Origin of the sequence: Flavobacterium sp. CHNK8, assembly GCF_019774515.1 — a bacterium.
GTDB classification, from domain to species: Bacteria; Bacteroidota; Bacteroidia; order Flavobacteriales; family Flavobacteriaceae; genus Flavobacterium; species Flavobacterium tiangeerense.
Map to the genome: position 1 here is coordinate 1,755,598 of NZ_CP081492.1, position 25,964 is coordinate 1,781,561.

At 31.0% G+C, this 25,964-nt stretch carries 17 protein-coding genes and 1 tRNA gene; 8 read left to right on the forward strand and 10 right to left on the reverse strand.

Going from position 1 to position 25,964, the window contains the following annotated elements; translation table 11 throughout:
- Positions 1-38: 38 nt before the first annotated feature.
- The gene (locus tag K5V07_RS07435) at positions 39-590 is read left to right on the forward strand and encodes a 1-acyl-sn-glycerol-3-phosphate acyltransferase (protein WP_221916972.1); all 552 of its coding nucleotides are present in this window, start codon (positions 39-41) and stop codon (positions 588-590) included.
- Between the two features lie 78 nt (positions 591-668).
- Here the strand turns inward: K5V07_RS07435 and K5V07_RS07440 are convergent, their stop codons facing one another.
- Positions 669-1,139 carry a helix-turn-helix transcriptional regulator gene (locus tag K5V07_RS07440; RefSeq protein WP_221916973.1) on the reverse strand — a complete coding sequence of 157 codons (471 nt, stop codon included), beginning with the start codon at positions 1,137-1,139 and terminating at the stop codon, positions 669-671.
- A 310-nt stretch (positions 1,140-1,449) separates the two neighbouring features.
- Between K5V07_RS07440 and K5V07_RS07445 the strand changes: the two genes are divergently transcribed.
- The 4 genes from K5V07_RS07445 to K5V07_RS07460 all read left to right on the forward strand — a co-directional run bounded on the left by K5V07_RS07445 (position 1,450) and on the right by K5V07_RS07460 (position 6,360).
- A complete protein-coding gene (locus K5V07_RS07445; RefSeq protein WP_221916974.1) occupies positions 1,450-2,604 on the forward strand; it encodes a M14 metallopeptidase family protein in 1,155 nt (384 codons plus the stop codon).
- 76 nt (positions 2,605-2,680) lie between these two features.
- A complete protein-coding gene (locus K5V07_RS07450) occupies positions 2,681-3,160 on the forward strand; it encodes an Lrp/AsnC family transcriptional regulator (protein ID WP_072943262.1) in 480 nt (159 codons plus the stop codon).
- Between the two features lie 87 nt (positions 3,161-3,247).
- The gene (locus tag K5V07_RS07455; RefSeq protein WP_221916975.1) at positions 3,248-5,833 is read left to right on the forward strand and encodes a phosphoenolpyruvate carboxylase; all 2,586 of its coding nucleotides are present in this window, start codon (positions 3,248-3,250) and stop codon (positions 5,831-5,833) included.
- Positions 5,834-5,844: 11 nt separating this feature from the next.
- The gene (locus K5V07_RS07460; RefSeq protein WP_221916976.1) at positions 5,845-6,360 is read left to right on the forward strand and encodes a DinB family protein; all 516 of its coding nucleotides are present in this window, start codon (positions 5,845-5,847) and stop codon (positions 6,358-6,360) included.
- A 4-nt stretch (positions 6,361-6,364) separates the two neighbouring features.
- On the opposite strand, the gene K5V07_RS07465 is transcribed toward K5V07_RS07460, so the two are convergent.
- From K5V07_RS07465 to K5V07_RS07495, 7 genes are all read right to left on the reverse strand, one after another.
- Positions 6,365-6,838 (reverse strand): DNA-deoxyinosine glycosylase, encoded by a 474-nt coding sequence (locus K5V07_RS07465; protein ID WP_144890729.1) that lies wholly within the window; start codon positions 6,836-6,838, stop codon positions 6,365-6,367.
- Between the two features lie 8 nt (positions 6,839-6,846).
- Positions 6,847-8,958 (reverse strand): DNA helicase RecQ, encoded by a 2,112-nt coding sequence (gene recQ / locus K5V07_RS07470; protein ID WP_144890731.1) that lies wholly within the window; start codon positions 8,956-8,958, stop codon positions 6,847-6,849.
- Between the two features lie 73 nt (positions 8,959-9,031).
- A complete protein-coding gene (locus K5V07_RS07475; RefSeq protein ID WP_144890733.1) occupies positions 9,032-9,436 on the reverse strand; it encodes a DNA primase in 405 nt (134 codons plus the stop codon).
- Between the two features lie 9 nt (positions 9,437-9,445).
- Positions 9,446-10,417 carry a deoxyhypusine synthase family protein gene (locus K5V07_RS07480; protein WP_086454768.1) on the reverse strand — a complete coding sequence of 324 codons (972 nt, stop codon included), beginning with the start codon at positions 10,415-10,417 and terminating at the stop codon, positions 9,446-9,448.
- A gap of 92 nt (positions 10,418-10,509) precedes the next feature.
- Entirely contained in the window at positions 10,510-11,910 is a 1,401-nt protein-coding gene (locus K5V07_RS07485; RefSeq protein WP_144890735.1) for an arginine decarboxylase, read from the reverse strand.
- Positions 11,911-12,199: 289 nt separating this feature from the next.
- Positions 12,200-13,267 carry a 3-dehydroquinate synthase gene (gene aroB, locus K5V07_RS07490; protein WP_221916977.1) on the reverse strand — a complete coding sequence of 356 codons (1,068 nt, stop codon included), beginning with the start codon at positions 13,265-13,267 and terminating at the stop codon, positions 12,200-12,202.
- Between the two features lie 8 nt (positions 13,268-13,275).
- On the reverse strand, positions 13,276-15,603 hold the full coding sequence (locus K5V07_RS07495) for an O-antigen ligase family protein (protein ID WP_221916978.1): 2,328 nt from the start codon (positions 15,601-15,603) through the stop codon (positions 13,276-13,278).
- 289 nt (positions 15,604-15,892) lie between these two features.
- Here K5V07_RS07495 and K5V07_RS07500 point away from each other — a divergent pair, with 289 nt between their 5' ends.
- The gene (locus K5V07_RS07500) at positions 15,893-17,062 is read left to right on the forward strand and encodes a proline dehydrogenase family protein (protein WP_221916979.1); all 1,170 of its coding nucleotides are present in this window, start codon (positions 15,893-15,895) and stop codon (positions 17,060-17,062) included.
- A gap of 61 nt (positions 17,063-17,123) precedes the next feature.
- Here the strand turns inward: K5V07_RS07500 and K5V07_RS07505 are convergent, their stop codons facing one another.
- Positions 17,124-18,911: an ABC transporter ATP-binding protein gene (locus K5V07_RS07505; RefSeq protein ID WP_221916980.1), complete on the reverse strand. Its 1,788-nt coding sequence runs from the start codon at positions 18,909-18,911 to the stop codon at positions 17,124-17,126.
- 211 nt (positions 18,912-19,122) lie between these two features.
- Between K5V07_RS07505 and K5V07_RS07510 the strand changes: the two genes are divergently transcribed.
- Positions 19,123-19,197 (forward strand) — tRNA-Val (locus K5V07_RS07510).
- A 402-nt stretch (positions 19,198-19,599) separates the two neighbouring features.
- On the opposite strand, the gene K5V07_RS07515 is transcribed toward K5V07_RS07510, so the two are convergent.
- Positions 19,600-22,506 (reverse strand): triple tyrosine motif-containing protein, encoded by a 2,907-nt coding sequence (locus tag K5V07_RS07515; protein WP_221916981.1) that lies wholly within the window; start codon positions 22,504-22,506, stop codon positions 19,600-19,602.
- A gap of 325 nt (positions 22,507-22,831) precedes the next feature.
- On the opposite strand from K5V07_RS07515, the gene K5V07_RS07520 reads away from it, so the two are divergent.
- A complete protein-coding gene (locus K5V07_RS07520; protein ID WP_221916982.1) occupies positions 22,832-25,960 on the forward strand; it encodes a TonB-dependent receptor in 3,129 nt (1,042 codons plus the stop codon).
- The last annotated feature ends 4 nt before the right edge of the window (positions 25,961-25,964 follow it).

A 25,964-nucleotide genomic window follows, 5' to 3' on the forward strand; every position in this document is an offset into this window, starting at 1 on the left:
AAGTTTTTTATCATTTATTTTGTCACAAAATCTAAGTAATGAAAAAAATAATATACCAATTCCTGTTTTTTAAACTAATGGGTTGGAAAATAGTAGGCGGAATAGATCCTAATTTAAAAAAGTGCGTCATGATGGTTATGCCACACACCAGCGCGCATGATTTTTACTTGGGCATTTTTACAAGAGGAATTACAGGACTTGAAATGAATTGGGTAGGTAAAAAAGAGTTGTTTCGTTTTCCACTCGGAATTTATTTTAGATATATGGGCGGGGAACCACTGGATAGGAGTGGAGGATTGAATAAAGTAGATTCTATAGCTGCCATATTTGATAAAAAAGATACTTTTAGATTGGCTGTGGCACCAGAAGGGACTCGTAAAAAAGTAAGTGAATTAAAAACAGGATTTTATTATATCGCTTTAAAAGCTAATGTACCTATTGTTCCTGTTTCGTTTGATTTTGGTAGAAAACAGGTTCATTTAGGGCAACCGTTAAATCCGTCTGGCAATATAGAACAAGACTTAACAATACTGAAAGAACACTACAAAGGAGTCTTGGGTAAAATTCCCGAAAATGGAATTCAATTCTAAAATTAAAATTTAGAAATTGATACAAGATTGAATGATCACAAAAGTAAATGCTTTTCTAGAGTTTCTGGAAAAGCATTTTTATTTTGGAGTATATTGTTTAAAGGTCCCGTTTTTATAAAAAATCATGATTATTTCAATCTCTTCCTGATCTGAATGAGTTGTGTTTTTCGTAGGAAATGGAATTTCTGAAATTATATTAGGAATAGGAGGAATAAAGTCAGTAAACAAATCGGCAGTGGAACTATTGCTTTTTACTTCAGTATCATAATTTGAACTTTTTTTATTTTCGATGACATTTAAATTGTTTGCATCAAATTCCTGTAATTTAGGAAAACTTCCTTTCCCGTTTAGAATCCAATACAAATCAACTTCGGGAAAAACATCTAAAATTTTTAATATAAAATCCAAACTAGGTTTGTTTCTTCCAGAGAGGAGGTGAGACAAGCTAGAACGTTGTACACCTATTTTATCTGCAAATGAAGAGGCATTAAGTCCGTAATAATCCAATATAATTTCTAACCTTTTAATAAAATCTTCGATGTTTACCATTGTAAATTATATTTAAATTACATCTATTTACAAATGTAACAAATATAAATGAATAAACGGTAAATTAGGTCTGAAAAGAATTAAAAAGCACCATTTGTATTAAAGTAATAGTACTTTAAAATCAATATAAGTACTTAATAATATGTGTTTTAACAATCTTTAACTAAAGTTAATTCTTTTGTTTACAAACATCTCTTACAAGAGTCTTTTTTGAGAAACAAAAGTGTTTACAATATTAAAAATAATTGTTTTGTATTTGTTTACAATTGTAATTTTAAAGATGTTTACTTTTGTAAATTAAATAGTAATTATGAATTTAGAAGCTTTACATAGTCACAACCTAGTACAATCACTTAAAGGGAAATACATAACGCTTGATCATATTGAGCAGATATTAGCTGATTTGAATACGTCAGATGAATTGGCAATTATCGGTAAGTCCGTTATAGATAAACCTATTTATTCCTATACAATTGGTAAGGGTAAAATTAAAATTTTCCTTTGGTCACAAATGCACGGGAATGAAAGTACTACTACAAAAGCATTGCTTGATTTTTTGTGTTTTTTAAAGAGTGATGACATTTTAGCGACGCAAATGCTAGATAGCATCACTTTTTTATGTTTACCGATGTTAAATCCTGATGGAGCGCAAGCGTACACTAGAGAAAATGCAAACGGTATTGATTTAAATAGAGATTCTCAACTTTTATCTCAGCCAGAAAGTAATATTTTAAGACAAGTGTTTGACGATTTTAAGCCTGATTATTGTTTTAATCTACATGATCAAAGAACTATTTTTGGAGTTGCTGATAGTGGTCAGCCAGCTACATTGTCTTTTTTAGCCCCATCTTTTAATGAATTTCGTGAAATCAATGAATGCAGGCTGAAAGCAATTGACTTAATTGCTACTATTAATGAAGGTATGCAGCAGTTTTTGCCGGGTCGAATAGGTAGATTTGACGATTCCTTTAATATCAACTGCATTGGCGATACTTTTCAGTTTTTAGGAGTTCCTACACTTTTATTTGAAGCCGGTCATTTTCCTAACGACTATGAAAGAGAATTATCACGAAAATTTGTTTTCATGTCTTTTATTTTAGGTTTTAAAGCGCTAAGCGAAAACGATATAGTTAGCAATGGAATCGATAAATATTTGAATATTCCTCAAAATAAGGTCGTTTTTTATGATTTTATTTATAAAAATGTCAAGATAAATTATGATGGTATTGAAAAAATAACGAATTTTGCAGCGCAATATAAAGAAGAAATTGTTGGTAATCAGCTGTTTTTTAATGCTTATTTTTCTAAAATAGACGAATTGGAAAATTATCATGGTCATTATGAGTATGATGCAAATGGTGCAAAATATTCTGACAACACAGGTTTTTTGCCTGTTTTGAATCAAAAAGCCGATTTTTATTTAGATAATAACATAAAATTTGTTAATGGAATGATAAATATTTAATATTTTTGTCTTTTTATTGTTTTTATGTATAATTTTATGCTTTGTTAAAGCAATTAATAATGTTAATTAGAGAGTTATGAGTAAATTTCGTTTAGATGAAGTAGATCACCAAATTTTAGATATGTTGATAGACAACACAAGAGTACCTTTTACAGATATCGCAAAGAAATTATTGATATCAGCAGGGACTGTTCATGTTAGGGTAAAAAAGATGGAGGATGCTGGGATAATAATGGGTTCATCACTTGTTCTGGATTATGATAAATTAGGGTATTCATTTATTGCTTACGTAGGTGTTTTCTTGAATAATACTTCTCAAACAAAATTTGTTTTAGAGCGCATTAATGAAATTCCATTTGTAACCGTAGCATCTGTAACTACTGGTAAGTTTAATATTTTTTGTAAAATTAGAGCCAAAGACACTAAACATGCTAAGGATGTTATTTTTATGATTGATGATATTGATGGCGTTTACCGAACAGAAACGATGATTTCCCTTGAAGAAAGCATCAATGATAAAAAGCGCTTAATGCATACCATATTCAAAAACATGTAATTCTTGAATGCACTGTAATTAAATACAACCTCAAGTTTATTCTTGGGGTTTTTTTATGAAAAATTAACTAAACCAACTACACAAACTATGTATACTTTACCCAAAATAGAACGTTTTAATCAAGATGTTTTATCTAAATACCATATTTATAATAGTGTTTTTATAACACTACCTTTTCACTCTATAGATAATACAGGTGCTTTATTACCGCTTTTTACAGATATCTGTGATACTGGGTTTAAAAAACAAGAAACTCCTAAAGAAATTGTTGATTTCTTTTCAGAAAGGTATTTGCACAACGCAACAGAGCAAGAGAAAATTGACATTATGTTTCGTTTTATTCAATACATCGAACGACAAATAGTGCTTTTTGATGCCATTGAAGACGCTGCATTTCCGGTTGTGAACAACATGGAGGGAATTGGTTCATTAAGGGATATCAAAGAAAAGTCCGACGCGAAAGACAATGAGGATGATTTAATTGAATTCTTGGAAAATTTCAATGTTAGAACAGTTTTAACGGCTCATCCTACTCAATTTTATCCTGGAGCGGTTCTTGGAATAATTAATGATTTAACCGAAGCCATTCGTAAAAATGATCTTCTTGATATCAAGCAGTTATTAGCGCAATTAGGTAAAACTCCTTTTATTCAAAAAGATAAACCTAGTCCATTTGATGAAGCTGTGAGTTTGATTTGGTTTCTTGAAAACGTTTTTTATCAAACCTCTGGAGAGATTGTTCAGTACTTACAAAAAAATATTTTCAATTCCTTATCCATAAAAAATCCTTTAATAAAATTAGGGTTTTGGCCAGGAGGTGACCGCGATGGCAATCCGTTTGTAACTACTGAGATTACTTTGAAGGTCGCTGAACGTCTAAGAACCTCTATTTTAAAATGTTATTACATCGAAATAAGAAATTTGAAAAGAAAGTTAACGTTCTCTGGTGTAGATACTTTGATTACGGAACTTGAACAAAAACTATATCGTTCTGTTTTTTATTCAAAAGGGGATATTTTTATAACTCTTGAAGATTTCAACACTCAATTATTAAAAATAAAACAAATTATTATTGAGCAGCACCAATCTTTATATTTGGACGAATTAGATGCTTTGCTAATTAAGTTGAACTTATTTGGTTTTCATTTTGCTACGTTAGACATTAGGCAAAACAGTAAAATTCATGATGCTGTTTTTAGTGATATCGTTGATCACTTTCACCGAATAGAATCGACTATTTTTCCAAAAAACTACAAGAATCTTTCTGAGACTGAAAAGATTTCAGCTTTGGAAACTATCAAAGGAAATTTAGACCCAAAAGTGTTTCAAAATGAAATTACCCAATCTACGTTAGAATCAATTAACGCTATTCGTATTATACAATCAAATAATGGTGAATTTGGAGCAAATCGTTATATCATTAGTAATAATGAAAGTGCGCTGAATGTTTTAGAAACTTTGGCTATGTTTCGATTGAGTGACTGGGAAAATCCTACAGTTGATATTGTACCTCTTTTTGAATCAGTTGATGATTTGCAAAATGCTGATGTAATAATGGAAAAATTATATACCAATACCATTTATGCTGAGCATTTGAAAAACAGGAGCAATAAGCAAACTATTATGCTAGGTTTTTCTGACGGGACTAAAGACGGTGGCTATTTAATGGCAAATTGGAGTATTTATAAAGCGAAGGAAATGCTTACTGAGATTTCAAGAAAATACAACATTAAAGTAATTTTCTTTGACGGTAGAGGCGGACCTCCAGCTCGTGGTGGAGGAAAAACGCATAAGTTTTACGCTTCATTAGGACCAAATATTGAGAACAATGAAATTCAAGTTACCGTTCAAGGTCAAACAATTAGCTCTAATTTTGGAACTTTAGATTCCTGCCGATATAATTTAGAAAACTTATTGAGTGCCGGAGTGAGTAATCAAGTTTTTGATAAAAATCAAAATCAGTTATCTATTAATGACAAGAATATTCTAGATCGGCTGGCAAATTTGGGTTACGATAAATATTTAAGTTTTAAAAATCATCCTCATTTTATTCCTTATTTGGAGGAAATGAGTACGTTAAAATATTATGCTAAGACTAATATAGGGAGTCGACCAGCAAAGAGAAGTAAGTCAGCTCAATTAGATTTTGCAGATTTACGTGCAATTCCGTTTGTAGGTTCTTGGAGTCAATTAAAGCAGAATGTACCTGGTTTTTTTGGAGTAGGTACAGCCTTAAAACACTTTGAAGATTCAAATCAGTGGGATAAAGTTCAAGATTTATATGACAATTCGTTGTTCTTTAAAACATTGCTTGAAAACAGTATGATGTCACTGGCAAAATCGTTTTTCCCTTTGACCGCTTACATGAAAAAAGATCCTAAATTTGGTCCTTTTTGGCAAATCATTTACGATGAATTTTTAGAAACAAAACGATTATTATTAAAAATTGCGGGTCATAAAGAGTTAATGGAAAATTACCCTGATGGTAAAGCATCAATTCAAATAAGAGAACGTATTGTGCTACCATTGTTGACAATACAACAATATGCATTATTAAGAATAAATGAATTAAATAAAGAATCACAACCAGACGACGCTTTAATTAAAGTATACGAGAAAATAGTAACCCGTTCTTTATTTGGAAATACAAACGCCAGTAGAAACTCAGCTTAAACAATACAGATATGAAATCAACACAATTACCAATTAATGAATATGCAGCCTTTTATGCTCCATACATACAAGCCTTAGGAGAGGTAGATCTTATTGAAGAATTAGAAATTTCATTACATGACTTTATAAAATTTGTTCAAAAAATTCCTATGGATAAATTTAACTACAGATATGCTGATGGGAAATGGGATATAAAGGAAATTATTCAGCATGTAATTGATACGGAACGAATCTTTGCTTACAGAGCGTTACGAATCTCTAGAAACGATCAAACTCCTTTACCTGGTTTTGATGAAAACACCTATGTTATCAATACTGAGGCCACCAAAAGAAGCATTCAAGTATTACTTACTGAATTATCTGCTGTTCGCCATTCTAATTTATTGTTTTTTAAAAGCTTAAGTTCAGATCAATTTCAAAGAATTGGAACAGCATCCAATTCAGCAATATCAGTTAGAGCAATTGGATTCATTATGATTGGTCATCAAAAACACCATCAAAAAGTTTTCGAAGAAAGATATTTATAGAATTTCAAAAACCTGTTGACCAAATTTTAAGCTTATTATCAAACGACATAGTATTTGCAGGACTTGTAGAAGGCATCACATAATAGGTGATGTCTTTTATTTGTCCAAATTTCTTCAAAAAGTACTTATGACTCTCTTTTCCGTTGAATACAATTGTTTTTATGGATGGAAATTGTGCAAATAAGGTTTCAAAATCATTTATTTCGTGATTCTTTATATGAACATCCAAACTTCCGTTTCTATCACAACTTTTTAAAACATCCCAAAGCCCAATGTTATTTGCTTGAAGCACTTGTATTTTTAGTTCAAATTCTTCAGTTGCAGGAAAACTATCTAATAGCGTAAACATTATTTTCCAAAAATGATTTCTTTGATGCGCATAATATTCTTGCTTTTCTAATGACGCAATTCCAGGCATAGTTCCTAAAATTAAAATTTTAGTTTGTGCATTTACAAAAGGTGGGAATGAATGAATCATATTAAATTTTAAAGTACTGAATTTTCTTTTTCTAAAATTGCCAATCCTAATCTGATTTTTCCGTAATCTAGTTTTTCTTCAAAGTAATCAAAATAAGGTTTCAATGTACTTGGTGCTTCTAGTTTCGTTTTGGCCACGGCAATTTCTATAACTTCATCATCAGATATAAATGGAGTTAAATCAATTTCCTTACCGTCAATAAAAAGTTTTGCAAGATGGGACATAATTGTACTTAAACCCAGTTTTCTTTTTTGTGCAATTTCTTCAACTGATAATCCTTGTTGGTATAGATCAAAAGTTTCTCTGTATGTTGTTGCCTCTTTTTTCTTTTTAACCCCTTTGACTTTTTGAAAATCAAGTATAGCTTGAATAAAGGCAACTCCGTATTTTTCTAATTTAGCTTTACCAACGCCATCTATGGCTAGTAATTCATTTTCACTAGTAGGCCTTTCGGTTTCCATTTGGCGTAAAGCTGCATCACTAAAAATCACATAGGCTGGAACTGATTCTTCTTTAGAAATTTCGTAGCGCAATTTCCTTAAATTTTCAAAAAGAGAATTTGCTACAGTTTTGCTTTTACTTACTTTAGTTTCTTGCTTCTCTACATTTATTTTTTGAACAGCAGTTAATTGTACCTTTTCATTATCGAATAATACTTTTTTTGCTAAAGTGGTAAGTCTAATCTTGTTCTGCTTATGAAATGCAATTTCACAATATCCCAAATTGATTAGCTGAATTAAGTATTGGTTCCAATCGTACCAAGATTGGTCAGAACCCACACCATAGGTTTTCAAATTTTGGTATTCTTTTTCAAAAATATAAGCATTTTTGGATCCTCTTAAAAAATCAATAATTACGGGTAAAGGCTCTAATTCTTGCAATCGAACTATAGCAGAAAGTGCTTTTTGAGCCAGAACAGTTCCGTCAAAAAATAATGGTGGATTTTTACAAATATCACAATTTCCACAATTTTCGGATACTAATTCTCCAAAATAGGATAAGAGGATTTTTCTTCGGCAACTGAGTGCATCAGCATATTGCTTCATACGCTCCAGTTTTGCCAATTGTACTTCAGCGTTTAATCCTTGTGATGCAAATTTTTGAAGCTGAATAACGTCTCCGTAACTTTCAAACATAACTGTTTCAGATGGCAAACCATCTCTTCCTGCACGACCAATTTCTTGATAATATCCTTCAATATTTTTAGGTAAATTGTAGTGAATAACCCAGCGAACATTTGATTTGTCAATACCCATACCAAATGCAACAGTAGCGCAAATGATATTGCAATCATCATTTATAAATTCATCTTGCGTTTTAGAACGAACGGAGCTATCTAAACCTGCATGATAAGCTTTAGCATGAATACCGTTTTTTTGAAGTTTTTCCGCCAGTTCCTCAGTTGTTTTCCTGCTCAAGCAGTAAATTATTCCGGCTTCATTTGGTTTATCTTGAATAAATTCTATTATTTGCTGCACCCGATCAAGTGCGGGACGAACCTCTAAACTTAAATTTTTTCTGTCAAAAGAAGCTACAAATAACTGAGGATTTTTTAAATTCAACTGATTGCTAATGTCTTTTCGAGTTGCTTTATCAGCCGTGGCGGTCAAGGCCAAAATAGGAGTGGACGGAAACCTGTTTTTTAAATAACCCAAATTAGTATAAGCAGGTCTAAAGTCATGCCCCCACGATGAAATACAATGAGCTTCATCAATCGCAATCAAACTAATAGTTAAAGTATTAAAGAGATTGTCTAAAAAAGACAAGCTTTCAGGTGCAACATAAACTAGTTTAATAGTATTTGATTGTAAACGTTCTGTATAAAAATTCCTTTCACTTTCTGTTTGACTGCTATTGATAAAGCAAGCTTCAATTCCATTAGCTCTTAAACTGTCCACTTGATCTTTCATCAAAGCAATCAAAGGTGATATAACGATTGTAATCCCCGGAAAAAGTAGCGCCGGTAATTGAAAACAAATAGATTTTCCGCCACCTGTAGGCATAATGGCAAGTGTATCTTGTCCTGAAAGAATGCTATTAATTATGTCTTCTTGATTAGGTCTAAATTTTTCAAATCCAAAATTTTCTTTCAATTTGGCGTGTAAAATTTCTTGAGTCATGGTTGGTTTTACCTATTTATACAAAAAAGGAACTCGTTTTAGGAGTTCCTTTTTTTATTATTTTAAAAACTAATTAATCTTCGTCTTCGTCATCTTCATCTTCATCAGAAAAATCTCTGTCATTATCATCTTCGTCATCTTCATCATCACCAGAATCTGTATCAGGTTTATCGATAGCTTCGTCTTCATCATCATCGATATCATCATCTAGATCTAAGCCTTTGATTGGTTCTACTACATCATCTAAGATAATTTCATCATCTTCGTCATAGTTCTCAATTCTATCAGCTAGTTTAGTACTTACTTTTACTAAATAAATTGTATCTTCAGTTCTAACTTCTACTGCTTCAACTAATTCATTTTTTGCGTTTCTAAAACTAATAATGTTTGAATCATCATAACCATCTGGAAATTTATCAACAAGAAGGTTTAAAATTTCATTGGTAAGTTTTGCGTAATCAACAATTACTCTTTTCATAAATGTATATTATAGATCTAATAAATAAGCGAATATTAATGGAGCAACTATGGTTGCATCAGACTCAATAATAAATTTAGGTGTTTTGATATCTAATTTACCCCAAGTAATTTTTTCATTTGGGACTGCTCCTGAGTAGGAACCATAACTTGTAGTTGAATCAGAAATTTGACAGAAATAGCTCCAAAAAGGAACATCATGCATTTCCATATCTTGATACAACATTGGTACCACACATATAGGAAAATCTCCTGCAATACCACCACCAATTTGAAAAAATCCTATTCCATTTGAACTGTTTTTAGGGTACCAATCAGCAAGGAAAGTCATATACTCAATTCCTGATTTCATGGTAGATGCTTTCAAATCTCCTTTTAGTACATAAGAAGCAAAAATATTACCCATAGTGCTGTCTTCCCAACCTGGAACAACAATTGGTAAATTTTTCTCCGCTGCAGCATACATCCAGCTGTCTTTAAGGTCAATTTCATAATACTCTTCTAAAACTCCAGAAAGCAACATTTTATACATAAATTCATGAGGAAAATAGCGCTCTCCTTTATCATCAGCATCTTTCCAAATTTTATAAATATGCTTTTGCAAACGTCTAAAAGCCTCATGCTCAGGTATACACGTATCTGTAACACGATTTAAACCGCGCTCTAATAAATCCCATTCATCCTGAGGAGTTAAATCTCTGTAGTTTGGAACTCTTTCATAATGAGAGTGAGCTACAAGATTCATGATATCTTCCTCTAAATTTGCTCCTGTACAAGATATAATATGAACTTTATCTTGGCGGATAATTTCAGAGAATATCTTTCCAATTTCAGCAGTACTCATAGCGCCAGCCATACTCACCATCATTTTTGCACCATTTGCTAATTGGTCTTCATATGCCTTTGCGGCGTCAACTAAAGATGCAGAGTTGAAATGCAAATAATGCTTTTCGATAAACTGACTGATTGGTCCTTTACTCATTTTTATATAAATTTTTAAAATATTTTTGTGAATTATGTTAAAATTATCTCAAATTTAACATTTTTTTGAATTCGTCCCTTTATTAGTATAGATTATTTTCGATCGTAACCTAATATTTTTAAAACATCTTCAGAGGTCTGTTGCTCTGAGAACACTTCGGTTGCTAGAATTCCGTTTTCATCTCTATCAATTAAAATATGCTTCGGTTGTGGAATTAAACAGTGATGTAAACCACCATAACCTCCAATAGTTTCTTGATAGGCACCAGTATTGAAGAACCCAATGTACAACGGTTTCTCTTTATTGTATTTTGGCAAATAAATAGCATTCATATTTTGCTCAGAGTTGTAATAATCATCACTATCACAAGTCATTCCACCTAGTAATACCCGCTCATAAGTATCATTCCAACGGTTCACTGCAAGCATAATAAACCTTTTGTTAATGGCCCAAGTATCTGGTAAAGTGGTAATAAATGAAGAATCAATCATATTCCACTTTTCTCTATCATTTTGTTGCTTTTGATACAAAACTTGGTAAATAGCTCCACCACTTTCACCTACCGTAAAGGATCCAAATTCAGTAAAAATATTTGGAACATCAACTTCAGCTTCATCACAAGCAATTTTTATTTGATTAATGATTTCATCAATCATGTATTGGTAATCATATTCAAATGCTAATGAGTTTTTGATTGGAAAACCTCCACCAATATTTAATCCATCAAGTGTAGGGCATTCTTTTTTGAGCGCTACATAAACTTTAATACATTTTACTAATTCGTTCCAGTAATATGCATTATCATTGATTCCAGTATTGATAAAAAAGTGTAACATTTTCAGTTCCAATTTTTTATTCTCTTTAATCTCTTTTTTGTAAAATGGAACTATATTTTTGTATCCAATACCAAGTCTAGAGGTATAAAACTCAAATTTAGGTTCTTCTTCAGCTGCAATACGAATACCTATTTTAAACTTATTTTTGATTTGACCTTGTAACAAGTCTAATTCCTCAAAATTGTCAATGATTGGTATTGTATTTTTATGTCCGTTATTAATTAAACGAGCAATGTTTTCTATGTATTGATCTCTTTTAAAACCATTACAAATTACATAGGTACTTTTGTTTATCTTACCTTTCTCCATTAAGTTTTCAACAATATTAATGTCAAAAGCCGAAGAGGTTTCTATGTGAATGTTATTCTTGAAAGCTTCATTCATAATGTATTCAAAATGAGAGCTTTTAGTACAGTAGCAATAGTAATATTTTGCTTCGTACTTGTTTTTTTCCATTGATTTTCTAAACCAGCTTTTTGCTTTGCTGATGTTATTAGAAATTTGAGGCAAATAGGTAAATTTTAAAGGCGTACCGTATTGCTCAACTAATTTCATTAAATCAATATTATGAAAAAGTAAATGATCTTTATTTAGAGTAAATTCTTCTTGTGGAAAATAGTATGTTTGATTTATTAAGTCAGAATATTTTGTATTCATGGATATGGATTTTGTAGATTAAATATTTAAATAAAATAGATTAATCTATCATTCAAACCCTAATATTAGCATACACAATTTGAAGTTTTTCAGTATCTGATTTCATGTATTGAAAAACATCAAAACTAAAATTTCCCTTTATAGAATAAAAACGCTTTAACATCCTTAAAAAAGACATTTTGTTACTGTTTTTATTAGAGTAATACTTGAATTTGTTTCGACTTTTTTTCATTGGTGCAAATGTAAAAAATAATATATACGTAATGCAATCCTTTTTTATAAAAAATATTTAGTTTTTATAATCTTCAAAGGCTTGAAGAATCATTTCATTTTCAACCAATTGATTTATTTTAATTTTACCAATACCTTCGATTAGGGCAAATTGTATCTCCCCATATTCATTTTTCTTGTCATGAACTAGTAATTCAAATATGGGATCTATATCTTTTTGATCAAATACTATATCCTCGTAAATGTGTTTAATACATGCTTTTATCTGAGAATATTCGTCTACTTTCAATAGTCCTTTTTGCCATGAAAGATAACTTTCTAAAATCATACCAGCTGCTATTGCCTCACCATGCAACAGTGTTGTTTTTAATTCATTCTCTAGAAAATAACTTTCAATTGCATGGCCTAATGTGTGTCCAAAATTAAGAGATTTTCTAATATTATTTTCTGTTGGATCTTGCATTACAATTTCATTTTTGATTTCAACAGATCGATATATGAGTTTGTCAAAGTCAGCAAAATCAAATGCATCAAGATCGGTAAATGTTTTCCAATAACTTGCATCATAAATTAAGCCATGTTTTAGCATTTCTGCAAGACCAGAACGCATTTCGTTTTGTGGTACGGTTTCTAAGTATTGTGTATCTATCAATACCATTTTAGGAACATTAATAACCCCAATTTGATTTTTGAGATTACCTAGATCAACACCATTTTTTCCACCCACAGAAGCGTCAACCATAGCCAATAGAGTAGTGGGTACATGAATAAATTCAATACCTCTCTTAAAAGTAGACGCAACAAAGCCTCCTAAATCTGTAACTACACCACCACCTACATTGAGAACTAGTGATTTTCTATCGGCTTTTAATTCCGTTAAAACATTCCAAATTTGAACACATGTTTCAATATTTTTATTTTCCTCTCCAGATTCAAATTCTATAATTTCAATTGTTAAATCAGTTTCTAAATTTGATAGAAAAATTGGTAAACAGTGTTCATTTGTATGATTATCTACAATAATAAAAATATTAGAAAATTTATTATTACTAATATATTCATTAAGCGCTGTATAAGCATTTTCATTGAAGTATATGGGATAGTTATTGGCGTGTATGGTTTGCATTTTTATTTTTATTTACAAAGTTTATTAAAAAGGTCTGTTGTTCCTGGATAATTTTTATTAACTGCAATCCCTAGGTACTTACAAGCATTTGTTTTGTCTTGCATTTTATAATAACAACCTGAAAGCAAATATTCGGTTTTACCATCATTTAGTGTTGGTTCGTTTACTATTTTTAGCAAATAACTAATAGCAGTTTCACTTCTATTTAAACTAAAATAACAAACGGCTATATCTTGGTAAATTACCTTTTTTTCGGGATGTAACGCTAGTTCTTTTTCATAAAGTACAATAGCTTTTTCAAATTGTTTAACGTCTCCCAATTTTTTTGCTTCAATCATATAATTGATTGCTTTTGGGGCATTTTCTATATCTTCAGATGGATTGTTTTGAATAGTAGAAGTTGGTGTTTCTTGTTTTATTTTTTTATTTAATGTAGAATCATTAGGATAAATTCTCACCCCTTCTTTGATAAATGCCTCTATTTTTTGGGGATTGTAACCCACCTGTTTGAGTGCAACAGCGGTATTTTTCCAGTTTGAAGGCATGCTTCTATATTGACTAAAAAGTTTGTGTAGCTTAAATATTTCGGCGGTATCTTTATGTACAACTGCCATTCTAAGGCCATCTAAATAAAAATTAAGTGTCCTTGGTCTGGCATAAAATGCTGATTTCAAATACTCATATGCTTTCTTTTGGTTGCCTTTTAATTTTTCTATTTTATGCAAATACCAGTTTGAAATACCCATAAAAGGATTTATCGTATTTGATAGTTTAAAATATTTTTCAGCTTCCTCTAAGTTATTCTCATTAAAAAATGCAATAGCTGTGTGTTGGTAAAATGTTTCTCCATAAATACCTACTCTTGTTATAGTTGGGAATTCATTAAGGATTACATTAGAAGATACCGGCGTTTTATCAAATTTTATTCTGTATTCTAACTGGGCTGCTCTCCAGTCCATAAAAGAGATACAAGTTGTAACCACGCTAACTATAATTAAAAACAAACCTACCTTTTGTGAGTTACCATTTAAACCTGAATGCTTGGTTGAATTTAAGACTGTAAATACAATCATCAATGCAAAAGCCAGTTGCATTGTAGGTCTATACAGCGGAAAGTTAAAAAAGGCATCTATAAAATACCCTGTAATAAGCATTAAAACAAGTAAAGAAATAGTTTTATCGGTATCGTTTTTTGTAAAAATATTTTTAATGTTGATAAAAAATATTAAAATAAAAAGACTCAAATATACCAAGCCGTTAATAATTCCCGTTTCGGCTGCAATTTCAAGTAAATCGTTGTGAGTATGTGAAGAAATTAATGCTTCATCAATGGTGGTTCTTTCATAAGGAATACTTTCAACTCTCCAATTTCCTAAACCAATACCAGTTATGGGATCTTTTGAAATCATTTTTGACGCATTGTTCCAATAATTCAACCTCGCAGATGCAGAAGCTTCATTTATATCTGCAATTTGCACAATTCTAGTACTTACGGATTCAAACCTTCCAATACTATCACTATTTTTAAAAACGATACTACTTAAAAAAACAGCCAATGATATTGGAATTAAAATATAGATGGTTTGTTCAACTGTTTTTTTTGCGAATGAATGTATTTTAAAATAGACTATTAGAAAAACTACAACTTGAAAAAATAACCCCAAATAAGCAGCTCTAGAACTGATTAAGATTACTGTAAAACTTGCTAGCAACAAACATAAAGCTAAAAACCATTTCTTCCAGTTGTTATAATGTAAAATTCCTAGTACTAAAAAAGGAATTTTAACATTAAGACTCGCTGCAAAAATATTAACGTTTCCTGTATTCCCTTTTAAGTTGTTTAAAGCATTAGTTACACTTGCAAAGTCTTTCAATACAGTGCTTAATTGCAATACGGTTTGTAAAAAAACACTTATTCCCACAAGCACAGCAATTTGATACAACAAATGTAATTTATCTCTAAATAAAAGAATCAAATTAAGAATCATTACAACAACAATAAGTAATTGAATAAAACTATTGATTGACAGTGAAAGATTTTTACTAAAAAATAGGGAGCAACCACAAAGAATAATAAACAAAAAATAGATTTTTAAAACTAAACCTTCACTAGAGAAGATTTTAGTCTTTTTATAAGCTACTTTTTTATTGCTAAAAAGGTAGAGTAATGCAACAATATTAATCACAGCCATGTAAAAAAACTGCGTGTTAAATATTTCAATACTTTTAAAATGAGGCAAAAAATCAATCAAAAAATAACAAAAAAGAAAAAATAATGCCATGAAATTTTCATAAAATGAGTTTTGTACTGTATCGTTTTTAATTTCTGTATTCATTTTAATTTTGGTAAGAATTGGTTTTAATATCTAAAGAGATACGCTAGTTTTATACTATTTTTATTTCAATTCAAAACACTTTAATTTACTCTTTTATTTTTTTTAAAAGGCATTTGGTCATTTCGCATTTTTGAATATAAAATTTTGAATTGCCAAATGTATAAATTTATCAATTCTTAAATTATTTAATACCATAAAAAAGTTCGTATTGCATTTTTCTTTTTTTTGACATCAAATTTTATAAAAATATTCAAAGTCTGCCTATATTTGTATAAAATTAAAACAGATAATGGAAAAGATATTTGATAATACACAAGTTGCCTTTGCATTAAAAAGCGATACAGAACTTGATCGTGCATATTTTTTATTTAAAATGATATCTAATCAACCTCTTGTTAGAATAGGAACAGCAGTTACCAATTTTGCAATCAAAGCACATTTACCAGTAGAAGGATTAATAAGAGCAACGGTTTTTGATCATTTTTGTGGAGGTGTTAACGAAATGGACTGTCTTAACGTTGTTGATAAAATGTTTACTAAAGGCGTGACTTCTGTATTGGATTATTCAGTAGAAGGAAAAGAAGAAGAAGATCAGTTTGATGCTGCTTTGAAAATGACATTAAAAACAATCGACTTTGCTAAGAAAAGAGATGCAATTCCTTTTGCCGTTTTTAAACCAACAGGTTTTGGACGATTTGAATTGTATGAAAAGCTAGGTAACAATGAGAAATTAAATGAAGAAGAACAAATTGAATGGAATAGAGTGGTAGCTCGATTTGATTTGGTTTGCAAAGAAGCTCATGAAAAAAATGTATCACTATTAATAGATGGTGAAGAAAGTTGGATGCAAGATGCTGCCGATGATCTTGTGACTCAAATGATGCGCAAATACAATAAAGAGAAAGCGATTGTTTTTAACACTTTGCAAATGTACCGTTGGGACCGATTGGATTACCTGAAAAAATTACATGAGCAAGCTAAAAATGAAGGATTTCATATAGGCATGAAAATAGTTCGTGGTGCGTATATGGAGAAAGAAAATGTACGTGCTCAAGAAAAAGGATATCCTACACCTATTTGTGCCTCAAAAGAAGCTACAGATGTTAATTATGATGCGGCCATTAGTTACATGACTGAAAACTTAGATATGATGTCTATATTTGCTGGTACTCACAATGAGTCTAGCACGTATACACTCATGAATTTAATGCATGAAAAAGGAATTAAATCTAATGATAATAGAATATGGTTTGGGCAATTATACGGCATGAGTGATAATATCAGTTATAATCTAGCCAATTCAAATTATAATGTTTCTAAATATTTACCTTTTGGTCCTGTAAGAGACGTAATGCCTTATTTAATTCGTCGTGCGGAAGAAAATACATCAGTAGCTGGTCAAACAAGCCGAGAGTTAATGATGATTAAAGCGGAAAGAAATAGAAGAAAAGGAAAATAATAAAACCAAAAAACTCCAATTTGTTATCAAATTGGAGTTTTTTTTTGGCTCTAAAAAAAAATTAAGAATTGCTAAACTGCAGATTGCTTAAATTTTTATAAATTCCATTTTCAAGGACAATTAAATCTTGATGTGTTCCTTGTTCAGCAATTATACCATTATCTAAAACTAATATTTGATCTGCAGAACGAATGGTAGAAAGCCTATGTGCAATAATGATACTAGTTCTACCTTCCATTAAAATTTCAAGAGCTTCTTGAACCAATTTTTCACTTTCACTATCAAGAGCTGAAGTTGCTTCATCTAAGATTAAAATACTAGGATTTTTCAATAAAGCTCTAGCAATTGCAATACGTTGACGTTGTCCGCCTGAAAGTTTTATTCCTCTTTCACCTACTACGGTTTCAAATTTATCAGGGAAACTTTCTATAAATTGATAAGCATTAGCTTGTTTTGCTGCCACTAAAATTTCTTGGTCCGTTGCATTTGGTTTTCCGTAAGCAATATTTTCTTTAATAGTTCCTCCAAAAAGAATAACATCTTGAGGAACAATACTCATATTACCGCGAAGGTTTTCAAGATCGTAGTCGTAAATGCTTTTTCCATCAATTAAAATTTCACCATTATCAATATTATAAAAACGAAGCAGGAGTGAGGCTATCGTAGATTTACCTGTTCCACTAGGCCCTACAATTGCTATTTTTTGACCAAAACTAGCTGAAAAATTCACATTTTTTAAAACGTTTATTTCTTTTCTTGACGGATAACTAAAAGCAACATTTTTAAATTCTACTGTACCCTTTATTTTTTGTATTTCAACTTTCTCTTTGTTAGAGTTTATTTTTTCTGGAGTTTCGTCAAGCAGTTCAAAAACACGTTCTGTAGCTCCTATTGCTTTTTGAATTTGTGCATAAAGCTCTGCTATACCGCCAAAAGATGCGCCTACAAAGGTGGAGTATAATACAAATGAAATCAATTGACCTACACTCATTTCGCCACTAATACTCAATTGAACACCGTACCAAACTACGGCCACAATTGCGCCAAAAAGACAGAAAATAATAAAGGAAGCAAAGTAGCCACGGTATTTACCGCCCTTTATAGCAATTGAAACAACTTCTTTAATTTTTAAATTGTATCGAGCAATTTCATACCATTCATTCGCAAAGGCCTTTACAATACTAATACCTTGCATTGTTTCTTCTACAATAACTTGACTTTCAGCAACTTTATCCTGAACATTTTTAGAATATTTTCTTATAAATCTACCAAATACAACAGCTGCAATTGCAACTAGAGGTACAACAGACAACATCAAAAGTGTAAGTTTTATACTTTCATTAGCCAATAGAAGAACTCCTCCAACAATTAAAATAAATTGACGTAAAAATTCAGCAATGGTTGATGTAAGTGTGTCTTGTATTTGCGTGATATCTGAGCTAATACGACTATTAAGTTCTCCTACACGTTTTTGTGAGAAGAAAGACATCGGTAATTTTACCAAATTTGAATAAAGCGCTAACCTAAGATTTGCTAGAGTATTTTCAGTAAAATTCACAAATAAAGACAATCTAAAAAAGGAGAAAATAGATTGAAGAAATAAGATAACAAGCAATCCGCCTGCAATTAGGTTTGCTTGGTCATTGTCTTTATTCTTAACACAATCAATTAGCATTCCCATCAGCTTAGGAAATGCCAGGGCCGTACCCCCCGTAAAAACTAAAAAAAGTAAACCTACATAAAATTTCCAATGATGCTTTCCAGCAAAACGAAAAATTACAGTTGCTTTTTGCAGAGATGATGCCGTAATTTTCGATTTTGGTAAATCGTTTTCTTTGAACCTAGCCATTGATATTTGTTTATACTGCAAATGTAGGACTAACAGATATCAATACAAAACATATCATGTGTTTCGTTATATTTGTAGAATTCTGTCTGCTAGATTATTACAATTTAATTCAAATTTTTTTTGATTTTTTTTTCAAAAAGGCCTTGCAGAATCAAATTCTAACACTATATTTGCACTCGCAATCAGGTAATGATAGCAACCTAGTAAAATAGGGCGATTAGCTCAGCTGGTTCAGAGCACCTCGTTTACACCGAGGGGGTCGGGGGTTCGAACCCCTCATCGCCCACAAGATTAACTCCATTAGAAATAATGGAGTTTTTTTATGTCTATTTTTTTTATAATAATGGATTAAGGATCAAGGGATCCAGTATCAGGTGCAAAAGTTGGGGATAAAGCAAAAAGATTGGATAGTCTGAATAATAAGAAATCAATTTTTCTTCGACCAAACTCATTTAATATTTCAAATTTTCAAAAGCTACTTCAAAATATTTAGTATTTAAAATGGTTTTATAAGGCACTTTTCTAATCTATAACGCCCCAATAATTATCAATTTATTTCAAGACTATGCAAGATAGTTAAACTAAAATACAGCTATTTTTTATTGACTACAAAAAGCAGGGTGTTAATGCTCCAGTATTTATAGTCCAAGCAGTCAAAAACAACTTTAACCAAATAGCCACTTTGTTTCTATTTTATACTCATAAAGTATCCGATTAAATTTTCTTTTTGATTTAATTCCAGTTTTTTTCTTAATCGATATCTGGCCAAATCTACTCCTCCCGTTGATATGTTCATGAATTCAGCAATTTCTTTTGTTGACATGTTCATTAATAAATAAGTTGACAGGTCCATTTCTCTTGGAGTAATAGTAGGGTGCTTTTCCTTTAATTTTTTTAGAAAATCAAAGTGGACATTTTTAAGGTGTTTTTCAAGATCCTTCCAGCTTTTATCAGTACTAACTTCCTTGATAATGCTTTTGTTTAATTTAGTAAATTGAGTCTTGGCTGCTTCGTCAAATGAGCTTGTATTGATATCTTTTAGCCTTTGAATAATTCCGTTTAATGTTTTATTTTTTTTAACTACTTGTATTGTGTTGTTTACTAGTTCTTTGTCCTTTGACAATAGTTTCATTTGCAACTTGTCATTTTCTAGTTTTTCTATTTCTTTCTCTAATTTATATTGCTCTAACCTGATCTTAGTTTCTTTTTCTAAATATAATCTTCGTTGTTCTAAGGTTTCAGCATATTTGTTTTTCCTTATTTTCATTCTTATTCTAAATCGAATATAGTATACCAAACCAGAAGCTATCAGTAAATAAAATAAGTAAGCTGAATAGTGCCTATACCAAGGAGGAGTCACTCTGAATTCAAAAGAAGTTACACCCGATTGAATCTTAAAGCTGTTTCTTGCTTTCACTTTCATTTTATAATTGCCCTCTTTTAAATTGGTATATTCTTTAATGGTGTTGTTTGACCAAGCACTCCACTTTTCACCAAAGCCTTCCAGTTGATAAGAGAATTCGATATTTTCAAGATTTTCGTAACAAGGGGACGAAAATGTAAACTTTACTTGATTTGAGTCATAAGGCAACTCATACTTCATACTTTCGTCTTGCTTATTTCCTAAATAAATGGTGTCTCCAGGAAATGTAAAACTTCTTATATGAGCAATCGGTTTTGATATAGATTTGATTTCGAGAGTAGCATCATAGTGTGCCAGACCATCAGTTAATCCTATAAAAGTGTTTTTAGAATCAATAGTATTTATAGACATATAATTGGCTACTAATTTTCCGGTCAAACTTGAAAAAGGAGTTATGACATGTTTATATTTGTTGTTTCCCACTTTTATCAGCGTTCCCATTGACTCATCATAAAAGTACCAAAGATTTCCATTAGTATCTTCAGTTAATTTTTTAATTTTTGGAATGGACTTAAAGATATTGGTCATTATTGCATCTTCTAAAAAGGTACCTTGTGTTGTTGAATAAGTGTAAAAAATATTATTAGATTGAAAAAATACTTTATTATTTATTATTTGAAGACTTCCAACGCCCATATTTTTTTTAGAAAATTGAGTAAAGGTTTTAATGCTCTTGGTTGTTCTTAAATCATTATTCAGGGTAATCTGATGTATATATTGGTCTTTTTTTAGCCATAAAAAATCTTTATCAATTTCAAATGAATTGGATGATTTGTCGATACCTTCTATTTTATTTCTAAATTTCATTCCTGAACTTGTCTTCTCAAAAACAGAAAAACCATTGTAATTTGCCCCTATGAAAAAGTTAGGATTATTAGGTATTGATTTAAATCCATAATATCCCTTAGGATCAAGGTTCTTAATCATTTTTCCATTCTGTATGAGTAGAGCTCCTTTGTTACTGGCGCAAATCAATTCTCCATTGATTACCTCTACATTCCAGGCTTGAGTAGTAGTTCCTTCAATTAGCCTAAAGGAGCCTTCTTTAAAATCTGTGTTCCAAGGATGAAAAAAAACACCTTGATTGGTTGCAACATACAAATTACCTTTATGCACAACAGATGAATAAACAGTACCTAAATTATAGCTAAATCCAAAATAGGTTAGAAATGAATTTTCGTTTACATATGCAATTCCATTATCCAATCCCAGCCATAGATTATTGCTTTTGTCTATAAATGAAGTAAGAACTGTATTGTTTTGAAGCCCTTTGGTGCGGTCGATATGCTGCATGATATTTCCATTTAGATCGCAAACTATGATGCCATCAAGGACTGAATTAATTACAATGTATTTATTTTTATAAAGGACACATCCTAGAGAGCCATTTTTTTTTATAAAAGTATTTGCTTCGGTATTCCATGACACTGTCTGATTGTTTGTTATTATAAAAAGACCTTTATCCAAAGTAGTGGCTAGAATCTTATTTTTTTCTAATTCAACCATGCCCCAAATTTCTGAATTATTTAAAGTGTTTAATCCTTTAAGATAATTCAGTTTGCCATTTTTATATTCTAAAATTCCAGATGAAATATCTTGAATATACAATTTGGATTTGGTTAGAAATGAGAATTGAAATCTTTTTGGTGCATTTATGATTTTAATTTTGTTGTTCTTGTAGATAAAGATTCGGTCGAATGATTGAAAAACAACTTCATCCTTATAGAGATGTATTTTCCAGATAAAGTCAATTATGCCTAATGTTTTTTTATCTAATGAACTGGAAATAGAAAAGTATTCGAGTTTCCCTTTAGAATTGGCTTTAAAATAACCAAACTCATTATAACAGCCTACGTATATTTTTCCAGATGAATCTACTTTTAAACATTTAATTGCATCCGAATTTTTTGCTTTGTATTTGTTCCATTTCGATCCGTCAAACTGCAAAAGACCATCATTATTTCCAAAATAAAGATTGCCATTTTTATCTTGGTCAATATCCCAATTTTGTGTTCCTCCCTTATATTCTGTTCTGGTATAATTTTTTATAAGGGGCAGACCAATTTTTTTTACTTGTCCAAAAAATGATACTGGTAGGCAAAGTAAAATATAAATCAATATAAGTTTAACCAATTTAATGTTATGATCTTTTTTACTATTTTGGGTTTGCATATGATTTATTTAATTATTTGGAATGGGATAAATTACATTTTCAAATGTCTTTTGAGCTGAATCTAAGGCTCTTTTGCAGATTTTGAGCTAAAGTATTTAATTTATAGTAATTGTAATTATTTTTTTAATTAATATTTTTTTTAAGAAATGTTTTTAAAGTTTTAATTTATTTAAAATCAAGTATTTAATATTTTTTTGATAATATTTTGTAATACTAGTACGGTATTGATGATGTGATTTTGTAGTGATTCTAAATTCTGAATTCCGAAATTTTAAACATAATATTGTATCAAATAACCAACGTATAACCAAAATAATCAGAAAAATGAAATTATTAAAAACATTTATTTTTTGTATTTCATCAATCTTATTCTCACTACACGTGCATGCACAAGAAGCACCTGTAATGGGGAAAGTGATTGATGATAAGGGGATGCCAATTCCAGGGGCAACCATAGTATTAAAAGGAACATCTACATCAGTTACATCAGATTTTGATGGGGGGTTTCAAATAAAAGCTCCAAAAGATGGAGTTTTAACAATTAGTTTTATAGGCTATAAAACAGTTGAGACTTTTATTAATGGTCAAACAGCAGTACAGGTAAAAATGTATGAATCATCACAAGATCTAAATGAAGTTGTGGTAGTAGGATACGGTACCCAAAAGAAGGTTTTGTTAACTGGAGCAATATCTGGAATTAAAGCTGCTCAGCTAAAAGATTTACCTATTAGTAGAGTAGAACAAGCTTTACAAGGTAGAGTTTCTGGAGTTACTATAGCTGCAAATGCTGGACAGCCAGGGTCTTCTTCAACAATTCGTGTAAGGGGTATTACTTCAATTGGTAACAATGATCCTCTTTGGGTAGTTGATGGTGTTGTAGTTGACAATGGAGGTATTGGTTATTTAAACCAAGCAGATATTGAAACTATGGATGTTTTAAAAGATGCTGCATCTCAAGCAATTTATGGCGCACGTGCTGCAGCGGGAGTAATTCTTATTACTACAAAAAAAGGGAAATCAGGTAAAATGAGTGTGTCTTATAATGGATATACTGGTTTTTCTCAAGCGGCTAGAAAGCTAGATTTACTTGATGCTACTCAATACACTACATTAATGAACGAGCGTTATGCTAATGGTTACGTTCAATCACCTAACAATCCTTATATACTTCCTTATACATCTACTACGGCATACGGAAAAGGAACTAACTGGCAAGATGCTATTTTTAATGACAGTGCATTGCGTACTGGACATGAATTAAGTTTAAGCGGTGGAAATGATGTTTCTACTTTTTATTTGTCTTTTGGATTATTAGATCAAGAAGGAATTGTTGCGACACAAATTTCTAATTACAATAGAAAGAATATTCGTTTAAATTCTACTCACAAAATTTTAAAAGGATTGACTTTTGGTCAAACATTAGGGTACTCTCATGAGAAAAATATCGGATTTGGGAATACAAATAGTGAATTTGGTGGACCTTTAAGTTCGGCAATTAATCTTGATCCTACTACGCCACTTGTAGTTACTGATCCCTTAGAGGCTAACCTTTACCCGTATGTAAATCAAACAGGAATTTTTAGAGATTCAAATGGAAATCCATATGGAATATCTCAGGTTGTAGGTCAGGAAATGAGTAATCCACTGGCATATATTCAATCTAGATTAGGAAATTATGGATGGTCTGATAATTTTGTTGGAAATGCATATTTAGAGCTAGAAGTGATCAAAGGATTAAAGGTTAAAAGTACCGTGGGTGGTAAATTAGCATATTGGGGTTCAGAAAGTTTTAATCCTGTATCGTACTTTAACTCTTCTACTATAAATTCAGTAAACAGTCTGAGTAGAGGAACTAATAAAGGTTTTGGATGGAATGTTGAAAATACAATTACGTACAACAAAAAAATTGGCGAACATAATTTTACAGTTTTGGTTGGTCAGGGCGCTTATGTTGATAATATTTCCTCGGGGACTTATGTAACTTATAAAAATATTCCTGCTAATAATTTTGATGATGCCTCCTTTGGTTATGGTGCTGTAAAAGATGATATTACTGCAGGCGCTTATAATGGTTATGAACACATTGTGACATCTTTGTTTGCTAGAGCGACTTATGATTATAAAGAAAAATATTTATTTACTGGGAATATTCGTCGTGATGGTTCATCTCGTTTTGGAGCTAACAACAAATATGGTGTTTTTCCATCATTCTCTTTAGGTTGGGTTCCTACAAATGAAGATTTTTGGCCAAAGAACAAAGTCTTAACAAGCCTAAAACTTAGAGGTGGTTATGGAATTGTAGGGAGTGATGCTATAGGTGATTTTAAATATCTGGCTACTATCAGTGGAGGAAGAAACTACACTGTAGGTAACCAAGGTTCAGTTGTAATAGGGAATAGTCCAAATGCTCCAGCCAACCCTGATTTAAAATGGGAAGAAACCAGCCAAGGGAACATTGGATTTGATGCAATATTTTTCAATGGTCTTAACTTTGCAATAGATTTTTACAATAAAAAGACTACTGGAATGCTTCAAGATATTAAGCTCCCTGGTTATGTAGGAACTACTGGAAATCCTTCTGCAAATATTGCTGACATGGAAAACAAGGGTGTCGATATTGAATTAGGGTATAGAAAAAAAATTGGACAAGTTAATTTTAAATTAGGAGGTAACATTTCCTATGTTGAAAATAAAGTAACTTTTTTAGGTAATGATATTAAATTCATTGATGGAAACGCTTCATTTCAAAGTATGGGTACTATTACCAGAACACAAGTTGGTCATCCCATAAATTCATTTTACGGTTATAAAACACAAGGAATTTTTCAGAATCAAAATGAGGTTAATGCCTATACAAATGCTTCTGGAGGTTTAGTGCAACCGAATGCTAAGCCAGGAGATTTTAGATGGCAAGACACAAATGCTGATGGTAAGATTACAGATGATGATAAAACATTCATCGGAAATTCACTTCCAAAATTTACTTATGGTATTACATTAAATGTAGATTTCAAAAATTTCGATTTAGTAGTATTTACGCAAGGGGCTGTTGGAAATAAAATTTTCCAAGGATTGAGAAGGTTAGATGTTGTAAATGCTAATTATCAAACGTCTGCTTTAGGACGCTGGAATGGAGAAGGAACTAGTAATTCTTATCCAAGATTAACAACAGCAGACGGCAATAAAAACTTCACAAATGCATCTGATTTTTATTTAGAAGATGGTGATTACTTACGATTTAAAACGATACAATTTGGCTATAACTTACCGAGTGAGAAAATTGGTAAAATAGGATTATCAAAAACTAGAATCTATGTAACAGGTGAAAACTTGTTCACATTTACTAAATACACAGGTTATGATCCTGAAATTGGAGGTGGTGTAATTGGTGTTGATAAAGGATATTATCCACAGGCAAAATCATTTATGCTCGGAATTAATTTACAATTTTAAAAAT